Source organism: Pseudobacter sp., assembly GCF_051955275.1.
Lineage (GTDB): Bacteria > Bacteroidota > Bacteroidia > Chitinophagales > Chitinophagaceae > Pseudobacter.
Genome location: NZ_JBQCGW010000315.1, coordinates 1 through 21,528 on the forward strand (window position 1 = coordinate 1; position 21,528 = coordinate 21,528).

Here is a 21,528-nt window from a genome sequence, read left to right on the forward strand (position 1 = left end):
CCATTGCTTCAGTTTATCGAAAGCATTCTCCGCTTCGAACTTTACGATGTTCTGTACATTATTGAGTGCGGCATTGCGGTTGGCCTGGGCAACGGCATTCTCTGAAATGTCAAGTCCAAGTACGCTTTTGGCGCCATAGGCGGCTGCGTGTATCTCAAAAGTACCGGTATAAGTGAAGGCACCCAGTACATCGGCCCCTTTCACAATATGCTGAATGGCACGGCGGTTGTCCTGCTGATCCAGGAAATAACCTGTTTTTTGTCCATTTTCTATATCAACCAGGAATTTCAGTCCATTTTCATTGATGGTGATCTTTGTATCGAAAGGCTCCGATAAAAATCCTTTCTGCTGCTTCAGCCCTTCCAGTTCACGCACGGGAACATCATTCCTCTCATAGATGCCTTTTGGTTGGAAGATCTTTTCCAGGGCGGCCACGATGGCCGGTTTCCATTTATCGATACCCAGCGCGAGCGTCTGGATCACAAAATAATCGTTGAATTTATCGATGATCAGCTGGGGCAGGTAATCCGCTTCGCCGAAGATGAGGCGGCAGTTCTCGGAATAACCGATCTGCTGGCGGTAATTCCAGGCCTGGAGCAGGCGGCGGTAAAAGAAATCCTCGTTTACAGTCTCGTTCTTATCGCGGGTGAGCAGGCGTACCAGGATCTGGCTGGCCGGATTGATATATCCTTTGCCGACAAATTTCTTATCGTGGGTGTAAACTTCCACTATATCCCCGGGTTCCACCTCCCCTTCTACCGTATTCACTTCATTGGCAAAGATCCAGGGATGGCCATTGACTACAACACGCTGACTGATTTTCTTCTTAAGGATCACTTTTATCATGCCGCAAAAGTAACTTAAATTGCACCCATAATGGAAAAGTTCATCGTTTCGGCAAGAAAGTACAGACCTCAGACCTTCGACACCGTTGTTGGGCAGGGTCATATCACCACAACTTTAAAGAATGCAATCAGGAACCAGCAGCTGGCGCATGCCTTCCTTTTCTGCGGTCCCAGGGGCGTTGGTAAAACCACCTGTGCGCGGATCCTTGCCAAAACCATCAACTGTGAAAAACCGGGAGAAGACGGCGAAGCCTGTAACATCTGTCACAGCTGCGTTTCCTTCAACGAAGGTACCTCCCTCAACATCCATGAACTGGATGCTGCCAGTAACAACTCGGTGGACGATATCCGTACCCTGGTAGAACAGGTACGGTTTGCGCCGCAGGCCGGAACCTACAAGGTGTACATCATCGATGAGGTGCACATGCTCAGTTCTTCGGCCTTCAACGCCTTCCTGAAAACGCTGGAAGAGCCGCCCGGTTACGCAATTTTCATCCTTGCCACCACCGAAAAGCACAAGATCCTTCCCACGATCCTGAGCCGGTGCCAGATCTTCGACTTCAAACGCATCACCACCAACGATACGGTAGAGCACCTGGCGCAGATCTGCGTGAAGGAAGAAGTGAATGCAGACAGGCCCGCCCTGCACCTGATCGCTCAGAAGAGCGAGGGCTGTATGCGCGATGCCCTCAGCATCATGGACAAGATCGTGAGTTTCACCAATGGTACCGTGAGTTACCAGAATACCCTGGAGCACCTGAATATCCTGGATGCCGACTATTACTTCCGCTTCATGGAAGCCATGCTGGCGCAGGATCTTGGAGCCGCGATGTTATTATATGATGATATCGACCGGAAGGGTTTTGAAGGGGACCTGGTGATCAATGGATTTTCCGAGTTCATCCGCAATCTGCTGGTATGTAAGGACCAGAAAGTGGCCAATCTCCTGCAGGTGGTGGAAAGTTTCAAGGACAGGTATATCGCCATGGCCAAACAGGTTTCCGTAGCCTGGCTCATCAATGCCCTTAATATCCTGAATGAGGCCGAGATCGGCTTCAAAGCAGCCCGTAATAAGCGTCTCCATATAGAACTGGTACTGATCAAACTCTGTTACCTGCAACAGGCCATCGAACTGGGTGGCGATGATTCCGGTAAAAAAAAAGTAGTTGATACAGCAAAGCCGGTAGCTTTCCGCCAGATCCCGGGCCTTGCCGCCGCTCCCAAAGCAGCAGGCAAGCAAGCGCAGGCCCAGGCAGAAGCAACGAGGCCGGAAGCCAGGCTGACCGTTGAAGAGCCGCAGGCTCCGGTAAGGCCCGCTTCCAAAACCGTGGTACCTCCCGTGCAGCCGGTAAAAGAGGATCAGATCGTTTCAGACCAGCCCAAAGTAAAGCTGGGCGGGCTCGCCAATATCCGGAAACAGTTCGAGGGTAAGGGGATTGCCTCGGCCGGAGAGATCATTCCGCTCTCGGAAGACAGGTTGCATGCGGCCTGGGAAGCATTCACACAGCAGCTGCGCGACAACAAGAACCCGTCCTCACAGTCTTTTGTGATGGCCAGGCTGATCATCAACAACGCCGCGCATTTCACCATCGTTACCAATAATAACCTCGAACAAAAGTTCATCGAGAACGAAAGAAGGCCGCTGAGTGAATACCTCTGCAAGGTGTTCAACAACCGGATGCTGCTCTTTGTAATTGAGGTGGATGAGAACGTGGTTTACCAGGAACCGACGGATAAACCGATGAGCAGCCGGGATAAATTCATGGCCATCGCCCAGGAATACCCGTTGATCAGGGAGCTGAAAGACAGACTGAGACTGGAACTTGATCTTTAACAGGTTGCAACGGCAGACTTGCCAATTTTACATAATGTATTGAATACAGTTCAATGCGTGTTCCGCATTGTCAATTCCCTATTTTGCTGTAATTTCGGCACTCAATAGAAATCTGAACATCCCAAATTATAAACTGGAATAAAGTTATGGCTGAAGTGATCCTAATGCCCCGCCTGAGTGATACGATGACCGAAGGAGTGATTGCGGCCTGGCATAAAAAAGTTGGCGACCCTGTGAAAAAAGGCGATCTCCTGGCAGAGGTGGAAACCGATAAAGCTACCATGGAGCTCGAGAGTTATAAAGATGGTACCTTATTACATATCGGTACCGATAAAGGTGGTAAACTCCAGGTGAACGACCTGCTGGCCATCATCGGGAACCCTGGCGAGGATATCAGCTCTCTGTTGAAAGGTGGCGCCGCCCCTGCTCCTGCCGCTGAAGCACTTAAAGCCGAAGCCCCGGCAGCTGCACCCCAGCAAGCCGCAGCACCTGCTGCCACTGCTGCTCCTGCCGCTGCGCCAGCAGCCAAGTCCGGCAGCACCATGGATCTCTCCACCGTTCCTGAAGTGATCCTGATGCCACGTCTCAGCGATACCATGACCGAAGGTGTGATTGCAGAATGGCATAAGAAAGTAGGTGATACTGTTAAAAAAGGGGATCTGCTGGCCGATGTGGAAACAGACAAGGCTACCATGGAGCTCGAAAGCTATAAAGAAGGTAAATTATTATATATCGGCGCGCAGAAAGGGGATAAAGTAGCGGTGAACTCATTGCTCTGCATCATTGGTGATGAAAGCAAAGTGGATGTGAACGTCATTGTAGCTGCCGCCAAAGGCGGACCAGCTCCTGCTGCTTCAGGTGAAGCTCCCGCCCAGCCTGCTGCTCAGCCAGCCAGTGGTACAGGCGCTGCCACCACTGAAAACGCAGTTCCTGCTGCCAGTTCAGAAGATGGCCGCGTTAAAGCTTCCCCCCTCGCTAAAAAGATCGCCAGCGATAAAGGTATCGATCTGGCCAAGGTTGCCGGAAGTGGTGACAATGGCCGTATCGTGAAGAAAGATATCGATAACTACGTGCCCGGCTCCGCACCTGCCGCCGCCAGCACGCCTGCCAAAGCCGCTGCCACTGCTGCTCCATCAGCGCCAGCCGGTGAGGTTAGCTTTGAAGAAGTACCGGTATCGCAAATGCGTAAAGTGATTGCGAAGCGCCTGGCTGAAAGCAAATTCTCTGCTCCTCATTTCTACGTTACCATGAATATCAACATGGACAAAGCCGTGGAAAGCAGGGCAAAACTCAATGAAGTTTCTCCCGCCAAGATATCCTTCAATGACATGGTGCTGAAAGCATGCGCCATTGCACTGAAGAAACATCCTAAAGTGAACAGCAGCTGGCTGGGCGACAAGATCCGCATCAATCACCACGTGAACATCGGCGTAGCCGTGGCTGTGGAAGAAGGACTGCTGGTTCCTGTTGTCCGCTTCGCAGACACCAAATCACTCTCCCAGATCGCAACGGAAGTGAAAGTAGCTGCACAGAAAGCAAAAGACAAGAAACTGCAACCATCAGACTGGGAAGGCAACACCTTCACCATCTCCAACCTGGGTATGTTCGGCGTGGATGAATTCACTGCCATCATCAACCCGCCGGATGCCTGTATCCTCGCTATCGGTGCCATCAATCAAACGCCAGTAGTGAAGAACGGACAGATAGTGGTTGGCAATATCATGAAAGTTACCCTGAGCTGTGACCACCGCGTGGTAGACGGCGCATCTGGCGCAGCCTTCCTGCAAACCCTCCAGGGATTGCTTGAAGAGCCACTCACCATGCTGGTTTAATTACAATCGAAAGAATAGTTTCTGCATAAAAAATCCCGCTCACCAGCGGGATTTTTCTATTATTTAAGACGGGCTATTTCAGTTTCCTGATGAACGAGACCACCCCTTCCGTCAATGCTGGTACTACCGGCAATATGGGATCGATATAGGTGGCGTGGTTGGCGCGGGGCTCCGCTTCACTTTGCTTCAGCACATGATTCATTTTCGGGATGATGAGTTTAGTTGCTTGGGGATTGGCCTGCCAGAGCAATTCCGCATCCGCTTCCTTCACCTGCAGATCAGTAGTTCCCTGCACAATCAGAACGGGAATTTTCAGAGCTTTGATCAGTTGCTGCGGATCATACCTGAACCAGCTGATCAGGTAAGGCTGTACTGACGGGCGAAAGAGAGAATACATGCTGATGGGAACAAAACGAAGGGTGTCGCCCGTTACCAGTGTATCCAACAGGTGATTCACCAGTTCTTTTGATTGTTTCATCTGCTCAGCAGCTTCATCATTGACAGCTTTGGCGGGGTCCAGGTTGTCGTTCAGTTGAGCTCTCAGTACTTTATCGGCGGAGCTGCCCGGCCCCGCGATGGATATCATGGCATCAGCTTTGGCCATGGACGCGGCTTTCAGTCCGATGGTTGAACCCTCACTATGCCCGATCACGATCACTTTTGAAAAACGTTTGTCTGCTTTCAGGCTACTGATCAGCGCCGAAGCATCATTCACATACGTATCGAAACGAAGGTCTGCTTCCTTTGCGCCCGCAGCGGTACTGGCGGCAATACCGCGCTTATCGTACCGGAGCGTGGCAATGCCCTGCGCGTTCAGCGCTTCTCCCAGCAACTTCAGTGAATTGTTCTTCATCAGGGGATTGTTGCCATCACGGTCAGTAGGTCCGGAGCCTGCAATGAACAGGGCAACCGGCAGCGGCCCCTTATTTGCAGGAACGGTGAGCGTGCCGAAAACAGCTCCCCCAGCGGTCTGCAGCACCACGGAGTCTGCAGATTGTGCAAAGGAACTGATGTAAAACAGGAGCAATATACAGGCAGAGGAGAAGGCTTTCATCATACTATCAGATTTATGGATGAACAAGGTACAACAATTGAGCACAACGGCATCCAGCCCAAATAGCATAAATTACAGGAACAAACTATCCGGCATGATACAACGGTCAACCATTCAGCTATTGCGTTTTCCGTTCTCCTTCTTCCTGTTGCCTGTTTATCTCTTTGCACTGGGCACGGTGCCAGCTATTCAATGGCGGGATGCCGGGATCATCTTCTTTATCCTTCATGTACTGGTATATCCTGCCAGCAATGGCTACAATTCGTATATGGACAGGGATGAGGGCAGCATTGGCGGACTGGAGCACCCCATGCAGCCCACAAGGCAGTTGTTGAATGTGACCGTACTGATGGATCTCGTCGCCACTGCGCTGAGCCTCCTGATCAGCTGGTGGTTCATGGCCGGTATCATTCTTTATATCCTTGCATCCAGGGCATACAGTTACCGCGGCATCCGCCTGAAGCAATATCCCGTTACCGGTTACCTGACCGTTGTACTGTTCCAGGGTTGCGCCACCTTCTGGCTGGTGTATCACGGATGCAGTACCAGCAAGAGCCTGCAAGCGCCGGTGGCCGGAGTGGTGGCAGCCGGACTGCTGATCGGGGCCTTTTATCCGATCACGCAGATCTATCAGCATGAAGCCGACCGTAAAGATGGGGTACGCACCATCAGCGCCATGCTGGGTTATCGTGGCACATTTATTTTTACAGCTATCCTGTATGCAGCGGCCATGCTGGTGTTAACGCAGCTCTTCCTGCAAAGGCAGGAAGGGCGCAATCTGCTGATATTAGCAACCGTAATGCTGCCTGCGCTCGTATATTTTTTTGTATGGGCAAGCCAGGTATGGGGCAATACCGCTGTAGCGGACTTTACCCATACCATGCGGATGAACCTGCTGGCATCCCTTTGCTCTAACCTGGCATTTCTCATCATCTTAACAGGGAGGTTGTTTTGAGTAAAATAATTTCGATCGGCACCGCAGTGCCCGCATGGAAACACAAACAGGAAGATATCCTTTCGTTTATGCTGCCGGCCTATTCACTAACAGGGCCGGACATACGAAAAATAAGATTCCTGTACCACCAGAGCGCTATCAGTACGCGTCATTCCGTGATCCCTGATTACAGCAAGCCGGTGGCGGAATGGAAATTCTATCCGCAGTCGGAGAACCTGGAACCCTTTCCATCGCTGGAAACACGCATGCAATGGTACCAGCGCTTTGCAGCGCCACTTTCCGTGGACGCAGTGCGGGATATCCCTGCACAGAAACTTTCCGGCATCACCCACCTGATCACGGTGAGCTGTACCGGAATGAGCGCTCCGGGGCTGGACCTGCAACTGGTGGAGCTGCTGGATCTTCCGCGTCAGACCTGGAGAACATCCGTGAATTTCATGGGTTGTTATGCCGCTATCCATGCATTGAAACTGGCAGACGCCATCTGCAACAGCAGTCCGGCAGCCAAAGTATTGCTGGTTTGTACGGAGCTCTGCACGCTCCATTTCCAACGGGAGCCAACAGCCGATAATATAGCCAGCAGCCTCCTGTTTGCAGATGGAAGCGCAGCCGCGCTGGTGGTTCATGATGATGACGGGCATCGCGGATTGCAGCTCACACAGTTCTATAGCGAAGTGATTCCAAAGGGTAAGAAAGATATGGCCTGGGAGCTCTCTTCCACGGGATTCCAGATGACGCTCAGTAATTATATCCCGTCTCTGATCGCTGAAGACTTTGAGGCCTTTACCGGCAGGGCATTACAGCAGGCCGGTATAACGCAGGAAGCCGTCACTCACTGGTGCCTGCATCCTGGAGGCAAGAAGATACTTGAAGTAACGGCCGGCAGTCTGCAATTGCCGCAACAGGCGCTCACGGACAGTTATGAGGTGCTGAACCAGTACGGGAATATGTCGTCTGCCACCATCCTTTTTGTACTGAAGCGGATGATGCAGCGTATAGTGACGGAACGGGATCAGCCATCCCTGGTATTTGGAGCGGCATTTGGTCCGGGGCTTACCATGGAAACCTTCATTGCAAAAAATCAAAATCCATAAATGCAGCGATCGGCTAAAAAAGAACTGCTGGATGCGCCGGATATCCCCCGCGAAGCGATCCGGCGGAATATGCAGGAGCTGGATGTGATCAATACCTGGCTGGGGGGACATGCTATCACCATTGCCGGTTTGAAAAAGCTGGCCGGTAATAAAAAGCGGTTATCGATATGCGAAATAGGTTGCGGCGGTGGAGATAACCTGGCGGCCATTTCCCGATGGTGCCGGAAAAAAGGCATCGATATATCCATTACAGGGATCGATATCAATCCGTTCTGCATACAGGTAGCCTCTGAAAAATGGACGCAGGAACGGTTTCCCGCAAAGGCATCATTCATTACTTCCGATTACAGGGATGTGCGGTTTGCAGAGAAACCTGATATTATTTTTTCATCACTTTTCTGTCACCATTTCTCCGATACGGAACTGGTAATGCAGTTGCAATGGATGCGGTCAAATGCAGGGCAGGGTTTCTTTATCAATGACCTGCACCGTCATCCGCTTGCCTGGCAATCTATCGGACTGCTCACCCGTCTTTTTTCCCGCAGCTACCTGGTGAAACATGATGCGCCATTATCCGTAAAAAGAAGTTTTGTTAAATCTGACTGGTTACATTTCCTTCATGAAGCAGGAATCAGTACCTTTTCCCTGCAATGGAAGTGGGCATTTCGCTGGTTGGTGGTAGTTGGCTGATTTGCAATGAACCTATCTTGTGGAAGACCGGTAAATGAGAAAATTCCTGAACAGAGAATCTACATACGATGTTGCCATTATCGGTGGCGGCCTGGCCGGACTGGCCCTCTCTGTCCAGTCTGCAAGAGCCGGTTACAATACTATCCTCTTCGAGAAGGAACAATATCCGTTTCATAAAGTCTGTGGTGAATATATAAGCCTGGAGAGCTGGAACTTTCTGCAGGACCTGGGTGTACCATTGAGTGATATGCAGCTGCCTCTGATCAACAGGGTGATGATCAGCGCCCCCAATGGCCGTTACGTGGAAAGCCCGTTGCCACTGGGTGGATTCGGGATCAGCCGTTATACACTGGACCACCTGCTGGCAGGCATTGCCAGGCGCGAAGGCGTTACCTTGCTGGAAGACACCAAGGTGAACGATGTGGTATACCGGCATCATGCCAGTATGGTATTCAGCAATAAAGGTACTATTGAAGCCAGTGTGGTGGCAGGCTCCTATGGGAAACGCAGCAACCTTGATGCGAAATGGAAACGGGAATTCACCCAGGTAAAGCCAAATGCCTTAAATCACCTTGTGGGTGTAAAATACCACGTTCAAACCTTCTTTCCTGACGATCTGATAGCTGTCCACAATTTCGAGAATGGTTATTGTGGTATTTCAAAAATTGAGGATAATAAGTATTGTTTGTGCTATCTTACAACCGCATCCAATCTCAGGAAAACGGGAAATGATATAAGAATGATGGAGCAGCAGATACTGCGCAGGAATCCATTCCTCGATACGATCTTTTCTACAGCCCGCTTTCTCTATAAAGAACCTGTTACAGTATCCCGCATATCCTTCAACAGAAAGACCCAGGTGGAAAATCACCTGCTGATGCTCGGCGACGCCGCTGGCATGATCACGCCACTCTGTGGCAATGGAATGAGCATGGCGCTGCACAGCAGTAAACTGGCTTTCGAGGAGATCGACCAGTTCCTGCAGGGCAGGATCAACCGGTACGAAATGGAAACGCAGTACACCCAGCAATGGGAAAAACATTTCAACCGCAGGCTTCAGACCGGTCGTGTTTTGCAGCAATTCTTCGGTAGCAGCAGCATGAGCAATTACCTGATCACATCCCTTAAACCTTTTCCGAAACTTGTTTCTTTTTTGATCAGACAAACACACGGAAGACCCTTCTAGAACATGCGATACCATCTGTTGCCTGCTCTATGCTGTATGATCAGTATAGCAGGCGCCGGTCAGAACTATCATGCGGTTAATGGCTCATCTTATGCAGGAAGTTTAGGCACCGGCAACAATCCCGCTTCTATTGTAAACACTCCCTGGCCATGGGACCTGACACTCTTTGGAGTACAGGGAAAGGCTGTCACCAATGCCATTACAGTACGTAACTATTCCCTGATCTCGCCGCCGGGCAGTGCGCGTTACCAGATCAGTAACAGGAATGAGCCGCGTAATGCAAATGCCAATTACAATATCAACCTGCTGAATGCACGATATTCCATCAACCGCACCAATGCTGTTGCGGCAGGCGTGAATATCAGGGGCTATACAAGGGCAAAGACCAGTCGCTTTGCCTACATGGATACCCTGCACAATATGGACCAGTGGCTGGTAATGAACCAGAATAACCTGCCGCTGTCAGCCGATGTGTTCAGCAGCCACTGGATAGAAGTGTATGGCTCCTATGCACGCACCATCCTGGACAATCCTTCCAACCGCCTGAATGCCGGCATAACAGTGAGGGTCACCCGGGGTCTTGCAGGCGGTTACGGGTCGCTCCGCAACGGAACTGTATCGATGATACCCGGACCTGATCCCAAATTCAGCATCAACGGCGTTGACGCCTTCTATGCCTACTCTTCCAACTTCGATAAATGGGATAACGACCGTACACGTTACACCAATATCCGGAACTTCGTTACGAGTGCACGAAGCGGGATCTCGGTGGACCTGGGAGCGGAATACCTGATCAAGGAAGGTGGTATTGCCGATTTCAATAATCCGATGGATGAAGAATACTGGGATTATACCTGGAAGATCGGTTTCTCTGTACTTGACCTTGGCTTCAACCAGTATCAGTATAGCCGGAACAGCCGTCTGCTCAGTAACCTGCGGCCGGGTATTGAAGCCACTGATTTTGATCAGAAGTTCGGATCCGTGGAGGGTATACGCGGGTTCAACGACAGCGCCGCCAGTTTATTCACCAATGTGCGTGTGCCTTCCGGTTATTTCAATGTGATCAATCCCACAAGGGCGGTATTGAATGTTGACAGGTTCATTACACATGCCTTGTATGTGAATGGAGAAATTTCGCTGAACCTTTCACCTATTGCAGGTGATCAGCGGATCTATATGAAGGAGCTCAATTTCATTACCGTTACTCCGCGATGGGAAACGAGAAAATTCGGATTCTACCTGCCTATGCAATACAATACAGAAAAGAAATTCTGGGTGGGCGCCGCCGTGAAAGCCGGTCCCGTATTACTGGGCCTGCATAACCTGGGTTATATCTTCTCCAAAAACCAATTACAGAATGGCGGTGGCTACCTGGCGGTAGTGATCAAACCGGGAAAGAAAAAAGAAGTCTCGAAAGGAAGAAAGGACCGCAGTATGCGTCAGTATGAATGCCCTGCATTCTGATCTACTCCAGGTATTTTGCCAGGTTCTGCAATGATGACATCATGCCTGCGTGATGATCTTCCGGACTGATGCCCGGTGGTACATTGCTGGCTTCAAAACGCACCACGGTCCCTGTTTTTTCAGGGATGAACCGGGTAGTGATGGTCATGGTACCTGAATAAGCAGGATCATCCGATATAAAATCCACTTCTTCCACAATCTGGATCTCCGGGATCAGCTGAACGAACCTGCCTTCGAATACATCCTCCGTTTTGGTGGTTTTTCCTGCTGTGGCTTGTCTATCCCGGTACCGGAAAGCCATCTTGTATCCACCTCCCACCCTGGGGTCGAAAGCATACACTTCGCAGCTCATGCCGGCCGGCGGCCTCCAGGCAGCCACTGCCACGGGATCGAGGAACGACTGATAAATGACTACCGGACTGGCTTTTATGAGGAGTGAAGCCGAATCCACCCTGGGTGATGAATTATCCATATTCAGTGGTTTTACAGAATTATTATACCCATAAAAATTATGCCCTTCTTACCCCAACAAACTTTCACAAAGTTTTGAAAATTCAGAAACAGACATTATCTTTGGTTAAACGAAAAATATGAAACTGGCAGACGCACGCAATGAATTCATATCAAAATGGGGGGCTTTCGGATCCCACTGGGGGATCAACCGCACCATGGCGCAGGTGCATGCATTGCTGCTGATCAGTGCAGACCCGCTGAGCCAGGATGATATCATGGAGCAGCTCAACGTGAGCCGCGGCAATGCCAATATGAATATCAGGGAGCTGATAGACTGGGGGCTGGTGGACCGCATCATCATTCCGGGCGAGCGCAAGGAATATTTTGTAGCGGAAAAGGATATCTGGAAAGTGGCCACGCAGATCCTCCGGGAGAGAAAGAAACGGGAGTTCAATCCCATGATGAAAGTAGTGGAGGCGCTGGAGCATGTGGAAGGGGACAAAAAAGACAAGAACCATAAACAGTTCACGGAAACGATAGCAGGCATTAAGAATTTCGGAAAGCAGGCGGAGCGCATGATGGATGTGATGGTGAAGGCCGATGAGAGCTGGTTCATCGGAAGCCTGATGAAATTTTTCAAATAACAACACCATGAAAGCCTTTGCACGTATAGATGTGATCATTCAAACGCTCCTGATCCTAGGTGGTCTGGTGATCGCCCTTTCCTTATGGGGCGGGTCCAATTTTTCGGATTATTATTTCCTGCCCTATTTTATCGTGGGCGCCTGGCAGATCTTCAGCGTCATCGTGCATTTTGCAGGAGAAGGTGGAAAGATGAATAAACTGCGTAAGACCTATCTCATCACACTACTGATTGTACTGATTATTCTGGTAGCCAGCATGGCATCAGATGCCATCATTTATTCGTTATTCGGGTTGCTGTTCTTTTCTCCTTTGATGGCGCTGTTCTACCTGTACACCTGCTATCGCGAGTCGCAGCTTTACAATCAGGGAAAGGCGGGTCATGATCTTTCAGGACAGACGCTGCTCAGAGGCAATACGCCAGCCGCTGTGGTGAACCCCGATGCTGAAAGCCAGGTCAGTTAGGATAAAATGCACTCAGTACAACATAAACCGGTCCCCGGTTTTTTTAAACCCACAAACTTTCAAAACTTTTTGAACTTATGAAAAATAAAAAGATCATCCTCGCAGGCGGTACCGGTTTTATCGGTCAGGAGCTGGCCCGTTATTTCGGGAAAGACAACCATGTGGTGATTTTGACCAGGAAGTCTGTTCAAAGCAAGAACAACCGCTACAGTAAAAAGCTGCTCACCGCTGCTGATGGATACAATATCACTTACTGGCGCTGGGATGGCAGGCATGTGGAAAAGCACTGGGCGCAGGAAATAGATGGCAGCGATATCGTGATCAACCTGGCCGGTAAATCCGTCAACTGCCGTTATAACCAGCAGAATATGCAGCGGATCATCAGCAGCCGTGTGCTCGCTACCCGCGTGCTGGGAGAGGCCATCAACCAGGCCACAAAGCCTCCTGCGCTGATGATCAACGCGGCATCTGCCACCATTTACAGGCATGCGCAGGATCGTCCACAGGATGAATACAACGGAGAGATCGATACTTCCAAAGACGGCAATATGCCTTACTCTTTCTTTGACCGTTGCCGCAGGCGCTGGCAGAAAAGCGTTACTGCAATCAGACATGGAAAAGATTCAGCGGCATACAAAAACCTGGATCTGGACTTCTCAGTGCAGGTTTGTGTTGCCTGGGAAAAAGCGATGACGGAACTAACGCTCCCCAACACCCGAAAGATCATTTTCCGCACAGCTATCACACTTGGCAAAGGGGGCGTAATGACTCCTTATTACAACCTGGTGAAATGGGGACTGGGTGGTCAGCATGGAAGCGGAGATCAGTTGTTCAGCTGGGTGCATATCCAGGATGTTTGTGGTGCCATCGAATGGAGTTACGATCACCAGGAGATGGAGGGAGTGTATAATCTTTCTGCGCCTTATGCCATTCCCAATATGGCGTTCATGGCTATGCTCCGCAGGATCACGGGACATACAACCGGGTTGCCTGCCTTCAAGTGGATGCTGGAATGTGGCGCGGCGCTGATCGGTACCGAAACCGAACTGATGTTGAAGAGCCGCTGGGTTTACCCTACCCGGTTGCTGGAAAGCGGATTCAGGTTCAGGTATGAACATATTGAGGATGCCTTGCGAAACATTGTGCAGCAAACTCCTCAGTGGAACTGCCATAAATGCATTCAAACAAAGGTGGCGGCAAATTTGTAATATTTATCGTATGAAAACTCCGAAAAAAACGCTGGTGATCGGCGCCTCCGATAACCCGGAACGGTACAGTTTCCTGGCAGTGAACAGGCTGAGGAATGCAGGTCACCCGGTGGTAGCCATTGGCCTCAAACCGGTACAGGTAGCCGACATCCGGGTGGAAACAGAAAAGAAAGCCTTCGAGGAAGTGGATACGGTAACGCTTTATCTGAATCCGGCCAGGCAGAAAGAATACTACGATTACATTTTATCGTTACAACCCAACCGGATCATCTTCAATCCCGGTACGGAGAATGAAGAACTGGAATCCATGGCTAAGGAGAAGGGTATCCAGACCATGGAAGCCTGTACGCTGGTATTGCTGAGCACGGGGCAGTTTTAGTGCGTCATAAACGATATCGCCTTCCATCATTTGATTATTATCAAATAAAATATTCCTGCATACTAAACATATACGAATCCCGTTTTCGGGTACGTATCCCCTTTAATTATCATTCCTTATCCGGGCAACAATCGTTCTGATCGTAAACGTCTATTGTTCCCAAAGCTTGCTGATCGTACCCTAAGAAAGATTTATCCAATTATCATTCGAAAAATCCTTGTGCATGAAGATTTTCTACACAGGCTTAGTGGTATCTGCATTCCTATCAGTTTCTGCCAAAGCGCAGCAAGCCATTACTGTCAAACAGCATCACACGCCAAAACCGGCGGTATTCACTAAATTTCCCGGAAAGTTTGAAGTGGATCTGACTCCGTTCAGGAAGGCCTTTGCTTCAGACATCAGCGACACCGTATCGATACGCCTCTCGGCGCATCATAGTTTCCGGGGCGTGATCACGGACAAAGTACAGCATTCCCCCACCCTGCGTACACTCAATATCAAATCGGCTGAGTTTTCAGGAGCCATGATGTTTATCAGTCTGAATACCGCAACGGACGCGGAACAGCCGGTAAATATCAGGATCCTGCATCCCCGCAAAGCGGATGTGATGGTGCTTACGCAGGAAGCCGGCAAATACTTCCTGGTGAAAGAAGAACAGCAGTTCTTCCTCGCAGAATAATGTTGATCGTACCCTTTTCATTTTGTTGATCGTATCCTTTCCAACACCATTGATCCAATGTTCAATCACCTGTTATGAAAAGCATTCTGTCTGTATTCGCTTTCCTGTGCATCACCGTGCAAAGCTTCTCACAAACCCCTGAGCTCAACAGCTATCCGCAAGCGAAAGCAACGGTGTTCCTGGATTTCGACGGACAACTTGTACGGGGAACCACCTGGAACTGGGATGGCCCTATCCAGGCGGCCCCCTCAGGTTTCTCAGCCGCAGCTATAACGGAGATCTTCAACCGCGTGGCGGAAGATTACCGGATCTTCGATATCAATATCACCACTGATTCCAATGTTTATAATAATGCGCCAGCCCAGAAACGCAGCCGGATCATTATCACTCCTACCTGGGAATGGTATGGCAAAACCGGCGGCATCTCTTATGTGAACTCCTTTAAATGGGCCGACGAAACCCCGGGCTGGGTCTTCAGCAGCCTGCTCGGCAATAATGTAAAATCAGTGGCGGAATGTGCTTCGCATGAAGCCGGACATACGCTGGGGTTACAGCACCAGAGCACCTGGAACAGCGCCTGTGTGAAAACGCAGGAATATGCGGATGGAAAAGGTGAGGGTCAGATCGGCTGGGCGCCCATCATGGGCGTGGGATATGGCAGGAATCTCACTACCTGGCATACGGGCACCAGTACCAAGGGGTGCGACAAGATCCAGAATGATATCGCCATCATCGCGGCCAATGTTGGCCTGCGTGCCGATGAGCATACAGACGAGCTCACGGGCGCCACTCCTGTAACCCTGATGGGCACTGATTTTGCGGCAACCGGCGTCATCAATACGCAGGCAGACAGGGATGTGTTCACTTTCAAAGTAATGATGCCGGCCAACTTCCGCATCAATGCCACGCCACAGAGCATCGGCCCCGGTAATGAAGGCGCCAACCTGGATATCAAGGTCAGCCTGCTCAATAACCTGGGAGATACCGTAGGCCGTTACAATCCTGCAGAGCTGCTGAATGCGGGCGTGGATAGTGTGCTCAATGCCGGTACCTATTTCCTGGTAGTGGATGGCGTGGGCAATGCCAACCTCAGTGATTATGCCAGCCTGGGTTATTATGCCGTTACCGGCAGCATTGCACAGGCCCTTCCCGTAAAACGCTTCCAGCTTTCGGGCAATACAAATAACAATAACCAGCACCAGCTTTACTGGGCTTATGAAGCAGATGAAGCGGTAAAGCTGATCAATATCCAGCAATCAGCTGACGGCATCCATTTCAGCAACCTGGTTGAGCTGAAGGCCACCGACAGGAAATTCAGCTGGAAGCCTGCTACCCAGGCCAGGCTCTACTATCGCGCACAGGTGATAACAGTGGCCGACGAGCGCGCTTACTACTCCAATATCATAACGCTGCAGCCTTCTTTAAAACAGGATGTGAAACTGCACAGCAACCTCATAACGGATGCCATCGGAATAACTACCGGTAAGGTATATGCGTATATGCTTCTGGACGAGACCGGAAGGATCCTGCAACAGGGACGTATATCCGCCGGGTACAACAGAATTGAAGTGTATGCCGCTAAAAAAGGAATGCTTTTACTGCGTTTACAGTCTGAAAATGAGTCCTATAGCGAGAAGTTAATAAAACAATAACAGGGAACGCGTTTGGTATTGAGCCGGTTTTTCGGTAAATTACACAAACCCGTTTTATTATGCTATGGAGAAAATTTAATGGCGACCCGATCGATCTTCCTATCATCGATGCTGTTGAAATGGCCATCAGGCGTGAAACTGAAAAAGGGTATCACCTGAAAGTATGCATCGGCACTGACTCACAGGTAAAGGGTTCCGAGACTGAATTTGCTACCGTGATCGTTTTCCTGCGTGAAGGACATGGAGGTTTCATGTTCATCCACAATGAAAAAACAAGGCAGCAGTACACAATCAAGGAACGTATGCTGGTGGAAGTGGCCAGAAGCATTGAGATTGCGTATGAGCTCTGCAACCTGTTCACACAATACAATGTGGACATGGAAGTACACGCAGACATCAATACCAATCCGCAATTCAAAAGCAACGATGCACTGAAAGAAGCAATGGGCTATATCCTCGGGATGGGATTTGCCTTCAAGGCCAAACCTGAAGCCTTTGCCAGCAGTAGCTGCGCCAATAAGATAGTAAACTAAAAACCTCCGCATCATCCGCGGAGGTTTTTTGTTTAAAGTTGTGATGCACTCATAACAGAGCATCTATTGCTCCGGATTGTCGAAGGCGTAATTGCATTCTTCGATGAACCCGAGGATCTTGTCTCTTCCCAGTTTCTTTTCTGCGCTGGTTACAAAGTTCCGGGGCAGGAACTGCCAGGTCTTTCGCATGGCGTCGAGGAATGATTTCACATTCTTTGCCACTACCTTCTGAGTTTCTTTATCGGCCTTGGTGAAAGTGAGGGCGAAAGGAATTTCCCATTTACCCAGTTTATCGGCAAATTCCAGGTCGATCTTCTGCGGCTCATGTCTTGAATCGATCAGCAGGAATACGTTCACCAGGTTCTCGCGCTTGCGGAGGTAGTTCTCGATCATCTGCTCCCACTGGTTGCGCTGGCTCTGGCTCACTTTGGCAAAACCATACCCCGGCAGGTCAACGATGTACCATTTCTGGGTGGGCCCGGTCTGTCCTTTTTTATCCCGGTCGGCCCCTTCCTGCTGGGAGCCGGGGATGCTTTCCATATCAAAGAAGTTGATCAGCTGCGTTTTTCCGGGGGTGCCGGAGGTTTTGGCCAGTTTCTGGTGGCCGCTCAGCATATTGATCAGCGAGCTTTTACCCACATTACTGCGGCCGATAAAGGCATATTCCGCCCTGTTGCCCTCGGGGCATTGTTTGATATCCGGACTACTGATAACGTAACTCGCTTTTTTGATCAACATGAGACTCTGATTAGGGATGCAAGATAAGGATACTGAGCTCCACAAGTGACCCGGACACGAAACTTACTGTATCTTTGCGTCCTCATGGCAAAGTTTACGCACGATACGATCGTCCCTTATGACCAGTCGAAACAGGGAAAGAAGCAGCAGGTAGAAGCAATGTTTGACCAGATTGCGGGGAAGTACGACCTCATGAACAGGTTCCTCAGCATCGGGATCGACAAGGGCTGGAGAAAGAAGGGCATCCGTGAACTGAAAGATATCAAACCGCAGCTGGTGCTCGATGTAGCTACAGGTACAGCAGATGTAGCTATCATGACCCAGAAATATTTACAACCAAAGAAGATCATTGGCATAGATATTTCAGAGCAAATGATGGCAGTTGGCCGGGAAAAGATTGCCAAACTGGGGTTAAATGACCGGATTGAGCTGGTCAAAGGAGATTCAGAAGCAATAAACTTTCCTGACAACACGTTTGATGCCATTACAGTGGCCTTTGGCGTGCGCAATTTTGAGGACCTGGATAAGGGCCTGGCCGAAATGTACAGGGTATTGAAGCCCGGTGGCAGGGCCATGATCCTGGAGTTCTCGAAACCCAAACAGATTGCTTTCAAAGGCTTATATAACTTATATTTGAATGTTGTTGCCCCCAGAGCGGGTCAATGGCTGTCAAAAAATAAAGACGCGTATCAATATTTAAACAACTCAGTAAAAGCATTCCCCGAAGGCGAAACATTTCTACACATTTTACAACAAGCCGGATTCTCTGACACCAGGCTAAAAAGGTTGAGTTTAGGTATATGCACAATTTACTGCGGCAACAAAACGGCCGGCTGATACGCCTCGCCATTATATCGGTACTGATGATCACTTCTTTCAGAAGTATCGCTCAGCGTGAGTTGAACCTCCCCAATCACGACGATAAGAAATATTATCTGGGTATAGCATTGATGTACAACACCAGCCGGTTCAACCTGAGCCATCATCCCAGCTTTCTGGGGCAGGACAGTGTGCAGGTGGTTGACCCGGAGAATGCCGGTGGTTTCGGCCTTGCCGGTATCCATACACTCAGGCTCAATGAGCGTTTCGAATTAAGAGCCATATTCCCGCAATTACTGTTCTCCTATAAGAACCTCACCTACCACCTGAAATCACCTGATCCCATGAAAGAGGAACAGAAGGTGATGACCAAAAAAGTGGAGTCCATCCTTATCGGATTGCCCATACACCTCAAGTTCCGGTCAGACCGGATCAATAATTTCCGGGTATATATGTTTGCCGGTGGCAAGTTTGAGTATGATCTTACTTCCAACAGTACTGCCCGCCGAGCGGAAGACCTGGTAAAACTGAAGAAATATGACCTGGGCGTGGAAGCAGGTATCGGATTCAATTTCTATTTTCCTGTATTCATCCTTTCTCCGGAAATCAAGATCAGTAATGGCCTGATGAATGTACATTCCAGGGACCCGAACCTGAAATACTCCAGTACTATCGACAGGCTGCAATCCCGCATGATCTTATTCTCGCTGATCTTCGAAGGATAAAAGGCCAGCTCCAACACTGTTATGGAATTCATCCGCCGGGTCAGACCTGCGGACCAGCTGACATTTGCGATCAGTAAGCGCAGGCCGGCATCATTCGAACAAACACCTGTTAGCGCATCTTATCGCCGATATCGGTACTCCGGACACTAAAAAAGCTGCTTAAACCCTTCACGGATAAAAATGTATACAAAGTGTATAAAACTTTTATCACAAATATTATGTGGCGAATAAAAAATCATTAATTTTACATCATAGGATAAGGTTTAATGGTTAATGGTATTTGATTAGTGAAGTGCCGCCTCAAAGCGGCACTTTTTTTATGTTCATACTTTACAAAATGGCTATTTAAGCATTTAACAACCAGCTCTTTAGCATTTATTCTCACAACCAGCTCTATCAATATCTCCCGGTTTTATATAACCGTACACATTTTCCGGTTCCTCCTTTTATTCCGGTATGGAACGCAAAAAACCGGAGTTAACCATCGGCTACACCGCCGAATTGATCACTCCGGTTCTGAAAAAAATTTGAAAATTGGTTCTATCTGCCCATTGAACAATCTCAATAGTCGTATTCCCTCCTGTACATATTCAACCGCAATCCGATTGTAAAGAGGTTGATATTCCTGTCCGTGATCACATCAGATTTGAGTTTCCTGATCATTACGGAGCCATCCACAAAAAGGTTTTCTTTCAGTTCGTATGACACTAATAGTTGTGCATTAACTCCTGTAGACTTTGGCCCTGCAGGTAACTTGTATCCATAGTCGCCATTACGCGTATGATTCATTTTAAAAATATCTGTCCCGAAATTGCTGTTGGCCGTATCTGTACCCTGGTTCCAGACAATCACACGGGCAGAAGCGGTCAGCTTTGGAATCGGTTGATACCGGATGATACCGATCGCTTCCACGAAGTTGGCTCCCAGCGGATGCGCCAGCGGCTGGTTATAATGCGTATAGTTGGTTACAGAATCATAGTGAGAATAAGTGAAAGGACGAACCAGGTTCAGCTCACCCTGCAGGTCCAGGTTCTTTACCTTGAAGGCATCGATGTATTTGGCGCCCAGCTGAACACCGAATTTATTGGCCCACCACCCATTGCCGGCCCTCAGTTCTTTCTGTACAAATTCATCGATTGTCCACTGACCGTAGAACTGGAGCTTCTTTGCCACATTGGCCTTGAAATCGAAACCTACAATGGCATTGTCTGCACTTCCGTTCTGTTGTTCACTCACACGCAGGAACATTACCGGGTTCAGGTAAGTGAAATCGAAATGATTCTTCCTGCCGAAGATCACCGCTTCAAACAAACCAACATTCAGCCATTTGGTGGCTTGCAGGCTGAGGTGACGGATGGCGGCATATTTTTTATCCAGCAGTTTATCACCGCTGTTGATCCTGATGGTTTGAGGAGTAAGTTCCGTCCACAGGTTTGTATAATCGAATTTCCAGATTCGCGTACTGATCTTCAGGAAGAGATAACTGTTACCGAAATCACTCAGGAAGAGGCTGCGATAGCCATTTCCGATGAACTGCTTGTCGTAACCGAACTGGAAGTCAAGGTATTTGGCAGCAGTAAAATTGATGGATCCGCGCGCATCGAAGTAATCAACACCGGTTTGGTTATAACGCTTATAAAATCCAACACCAGGTACTGCATTGGTGGAAGCGATCCGGTCCTGCAGGAACTGCGGTCCCCGTTCCTGGTTATCCACCGCATAAGCCGAGAACCCGATCTTATTGGCGATCATCCCACGCACTGCAACACCTTTTGTATTCAGGAAGATGCGTTTGCCATCATAATCTGTAGCCTCGGAAATCTGCCCCTGAAATACAGGATTGACAGCCAGGAAAAAGTCCTTCTCATTCACTTCCACCATATTGGCCTGGGTCTTATAGAAAGTATTCCACACGCTCTTGCGGCTGAGGAAAGATGATTTATCGCCCTGTACCCACTCACTGTTGTTCATCAGCAGGCTCTGCAGGTTGTACTGGTCAACTTTTGAAAGCTCCAGCGCACCTGCTTTATATAAAGAATCCGCATACTCTCCCACGTTCACCGCAGTACGCCTGTTCAGCGATTTCACCGATTCCACATTCAGTTGAAGATTACGCTGTAATCTGATCTCCAGCCTGTCGAGGAATGGCTGATGCTTATTGCCCTGTGGCAGGTAAGTGCTTTGTGAGTATGAAATGAGGGGAAAAATAGCAATTGAAAGGCAGGCAACGGTTTTTACAATAAATTGCATGTTGGATTGTTTATTAATTGGCTATTGAAAT

The 21,528-nt window shown here is 49.3% G+C and carries 21 protein-coding genes; 16 read left to right on the forward strand and 5 right to left on the reverse strand.

Annotation, left to right across the window (positions count from 1 at the left end):
• A partial coding sequence (locus ACTHMC_RS28075; protein WP_440418396.1) for a class I SAM-dependent rRNA methyltransferase occupies positions 1-846 on the reverse strand: 846 nt, incomplete at its 3' end.
• A 30-nt stretch (positions 847-876) separates the two neighbouring features.
• Between ACTHMC_RS28075 and ACTHMC_RS28080 the strand changes: the two genes are divergently transcribed.
• On the forward strand, positions 877-2,679 hold the full coding sequence (locus ACTHMC_RS28080) for a DNA polymerase III subunit gamma/tau (protein ID WP_440418397.1): 1,803 nt from the start codon (positions 877-879) through the stop codon (positions 2,677-2,679).
• A 146-nt stretch (positions 2,680-2,825) separates the two neighbouring features.
• Positions 2,826-4,511, forward strand: coding sequence for a pyruvate dehydrogenase complex dihydrolipoamide acetyltransferase (locus tag ACTHMC_RS28085; protein ID WP_440418398.1), 1,686 nt, complete (start codon positions 2,826-2,828; stop codon positions 4,509-4,511).
• 73 nt (positions 4,512-4,584) lie between these two features.
• On the opposite strand, the gene ACTHMC_RS28090 is transcribed toward ACTHMC_RS28085, so the two are convergent.
• Positions 4,585-5,568, reverse strand: coding sequence for an alpha/beta hydrolase (locus ACTHMC_RS28090; RefSeq protein ID WP_440418399.1), 984 nt, complete (start codon positions 5,566-5,568; stop codon positions 4,585-4,587).
• 91 nt (positions 5,569-5,659) lie between these two features.
• Here ACTHMC_RS28090 and ACTHMC_RS28095 point away from each other — a divergent pair, with 91 nt between their 5' ends.
• The 5 genes from ACTHMC_RS28095 to ACTHMC_RS28115 are packed head-to-tail and all read left to right on the forward strand — an operon-like array spanning position 5,660 to position 10,954.
• Positions 5,660-6,520, forward strand: coding sequence for a UbiA family prenyltransferase (locus ACTHMC_RS28095; protein ID WP_440418400.1), 861 nt, complete (start codon positions 5,660-5,662; stop codon positions 6,518-6,520).
• Positions 6,517-7,614 carry a type III polyketide synthase gene (locus ACTHMC_RS28100; RefSeq protein WP_440418401.1) on the forward strand — a complete coding sequence of 366 codons (1,098 nt, stop codon included), beginning with the start codon at positions 6,517-6,519 and terminating at the stop codon, positions 7,612-7,614. The genes ACTHMC_RS28095 and ACTHMC_RS28100 overlap by 4 nt, the downstream gene beginning before the upstream one ends.
• Positions 7,615-8,304 (forward strand): methyltransferase domain-containing protein, encoded by a 690-nt coding sequence (locus ACTHMC_RS28105; protein ID WP_440418402.1) that lies wholly within the window; start codon positions 7,615-7,617, stop codon positions 8,302-8,304.
• A 34-nt stretch (positions 8,305-8,338) separates the two neighbouring features.
• Positions 8,339-9,490, forward strand: a complete 1,152-nt coding sequence (locus ACTHMC_RS28110; protein ID WP_440418403.1) for an NAD(P)/FAD-dependent oxidoreductase — start codon at positions 8,339-8,341, stop codon at positions 9,488-9,490.
• Positions 9,491-9,493: 3 nt separating this feature from the next.
• Positions 9,494-10,954, forward strand: a complete 1,461-nt coding sequence (locus ACTHMC_RS28115; protein ID WP_440418404.1) for a DUF5723 family protein — start codon at positions 9,494-9,496, stop codon at positions 10,952-10,954.
• Between the two features lies 1 nt (position 10,955).
• On the opposite strand, the gene ACTHMC_RS28120 is transcribed toward ACTHMC_RS28115, so the two are convergent.
• Positions 10,956-11,426 carry an SRPBCC domain-containing protein gene (locus tag ACTHMC_RS28120; protein ID WP_440418405.1) on the reverse strand — a complete coding sequence of 157 codons (471 nt, stop codon included), beginning with the start codon at positions 11,424-11,426 and terminating at the stop codon, positions 10,956-10,958.
• Positions 11,427-11,544: 118 nt separating this feature from the next.
• Here ACTHMC_RS28120 and ACTHMC_RS28125 point away from each other — a divergent pair, with 118 nt between their 5' ends.
• The 7 genes from ACTHMC_RS28125 (at position 11,545) to ACTHMC_RS28155 (ending at position 16,965) form a co-directional block, all read left to right on the forward strand.
• Positions 11,545-12,051 (forward strand): GbsR/MarR family transcriptional regulator, encoded by a 507-nt coding sequence (locus ACTHMC_RS28125; RefSeq protein ID WP_440418406.1) that lies wholly within the window; start codon positions 11,545-11,547, stop codon positions 12,049-12,051.
• Positions 12,052-12,058: 7 nt separating this feature from the next.
• A complete protein-coding gene (locus tag ACTHMC_RS28130) occupies positions 12,059-12,514 on the forward strand; it encodes a hypothetical protein (RefSeq protein WP_440418407.1) in 456 nt (151 codons plus the stop codon).
• A 77-nt stretch (positions 12,515-12,591) separates the two neighbouring features.
• Complete coding sequence (locus ACTHMC_RS28135) at positions 12,592-13,722, forward strand: epimerase (protein WP_440418408.1); 1,131 nt, start codon at positions 12,592-12,594, stop codon at positions 13,720-13,722.
• 10 nt (positions 13,723-13,732) lie between these two features.
• On the forward strand, positions 13,733-14,101 hold the full coding sequence (locus tag ACTHMC_RS28140; protein ID WP_440418409.1) for a CoA-binding protein: 369 nt from the start codon (positions 13,733-13,735) through the stop codon (positions 14,099-14,101).
• A 223-nt stretch (positions 14,102-14,324) separates the two neighbouring features.
• Positions 14,325-14,780, forward strand: a complete 456-nt coding sequence (locus ACTHMC_RS28145) for a hypothetical protein (protein WP_440418410.1) — start codon at positions 14,325-14,327, stop codon at positions 14,778-14,780.
• 74 nt (positions 14,781-14,854) lie between these two features.
• Positions 14,855-16,432 (forward strand): T9SS type A sorting domain-containing protein, encoded by a 1,578-nt coding sequence (locus ACTHMC_RS28150; protein WP_440418411.1) that lies wholly within the window; start codon positions 14,855-14,857, stop codon positions 16,430-16,432.
• 59 nt (positions 16,433-16,491) lie between these two features.
• Positions 16,492-16,965 carry a ribonuclease H-like YkuK family protein gene (locus tag ACTHMC_RS28155; protein WP_440418412.1) on the forward strand — a complete coding sequence of 158 codons (474 nt, stop codon included), beginning with the start codon at positions 16,492-16,494 and terminating at the stop codon, positions 16,963-16,965.
• A gap of 63 nt (positions 16,966-17,028) precedes the next feature.
• Here ACTHMC_RS28155 and ACTHMC_RS28160 read toward each other — a convergent pair whose 3' ends face one another.
• A complete protein-coding gene (locus tag ACTHMC_RS28160) occupies positions 17,029-17,703 on the reverse strand; it encodes a GTP-binding protein (protein WP_440418413.1) in 675 nt (224 codons plus the stop codon).
• Between the two features lie 84 nt (positions 17,704-17,787).
• On the opposite strand from ACTHMC_RS28160, the gene ubiE reads away from it, so the two are divergent.
• Together ubiE and ACTHMC_RS28170 are read left to right on the forward strand one after the other, a co-directional pair.
• Entirely contained in the window at positions 17,788-18,540 is a 753-nt protein-coding gene (gene ubiE, locus ACTHMC_RS28165; protein ID WP_440418414.1) for a bifunctional demethylmenaquinone methyltransferase/2-methoxy-6-polyprenyl-1,4-benzoquinol methylase UbiE, read from the forward strand.
• Entirely contained in the window at positions 18,504-19,247 is a 744-nt protein-coding gene (locus ACTHMC_RS28170) for a type IX secretion/gliding motility protein PorT/SprT (RefSeq protein ID WP_440418415.1), read from the forward strand. The genes ubiE and ACTHMC_RS28170 overlap by 37 nt, the downstream gene beginning before the upstream one ends.
• A gap of 561 nt (positions 19,248-19,808) precedes the next feature.
• On the opposite strand, the gene ACTHMC_RS28175 is transcribed toward ACTHMC_RS28170, so the two are convergent.
• A complete protein-coding gene (locus ACTHMC_RS28175) occupies positions 19,809-21,497 on the reverse strand; it encodes a hypothetical protein (protein WP_440418416.1) in 1,689 nt (562 codons plus the stop codon).
• Positions 21,498-21,528 lie beyond the last annotated feature (31 nt).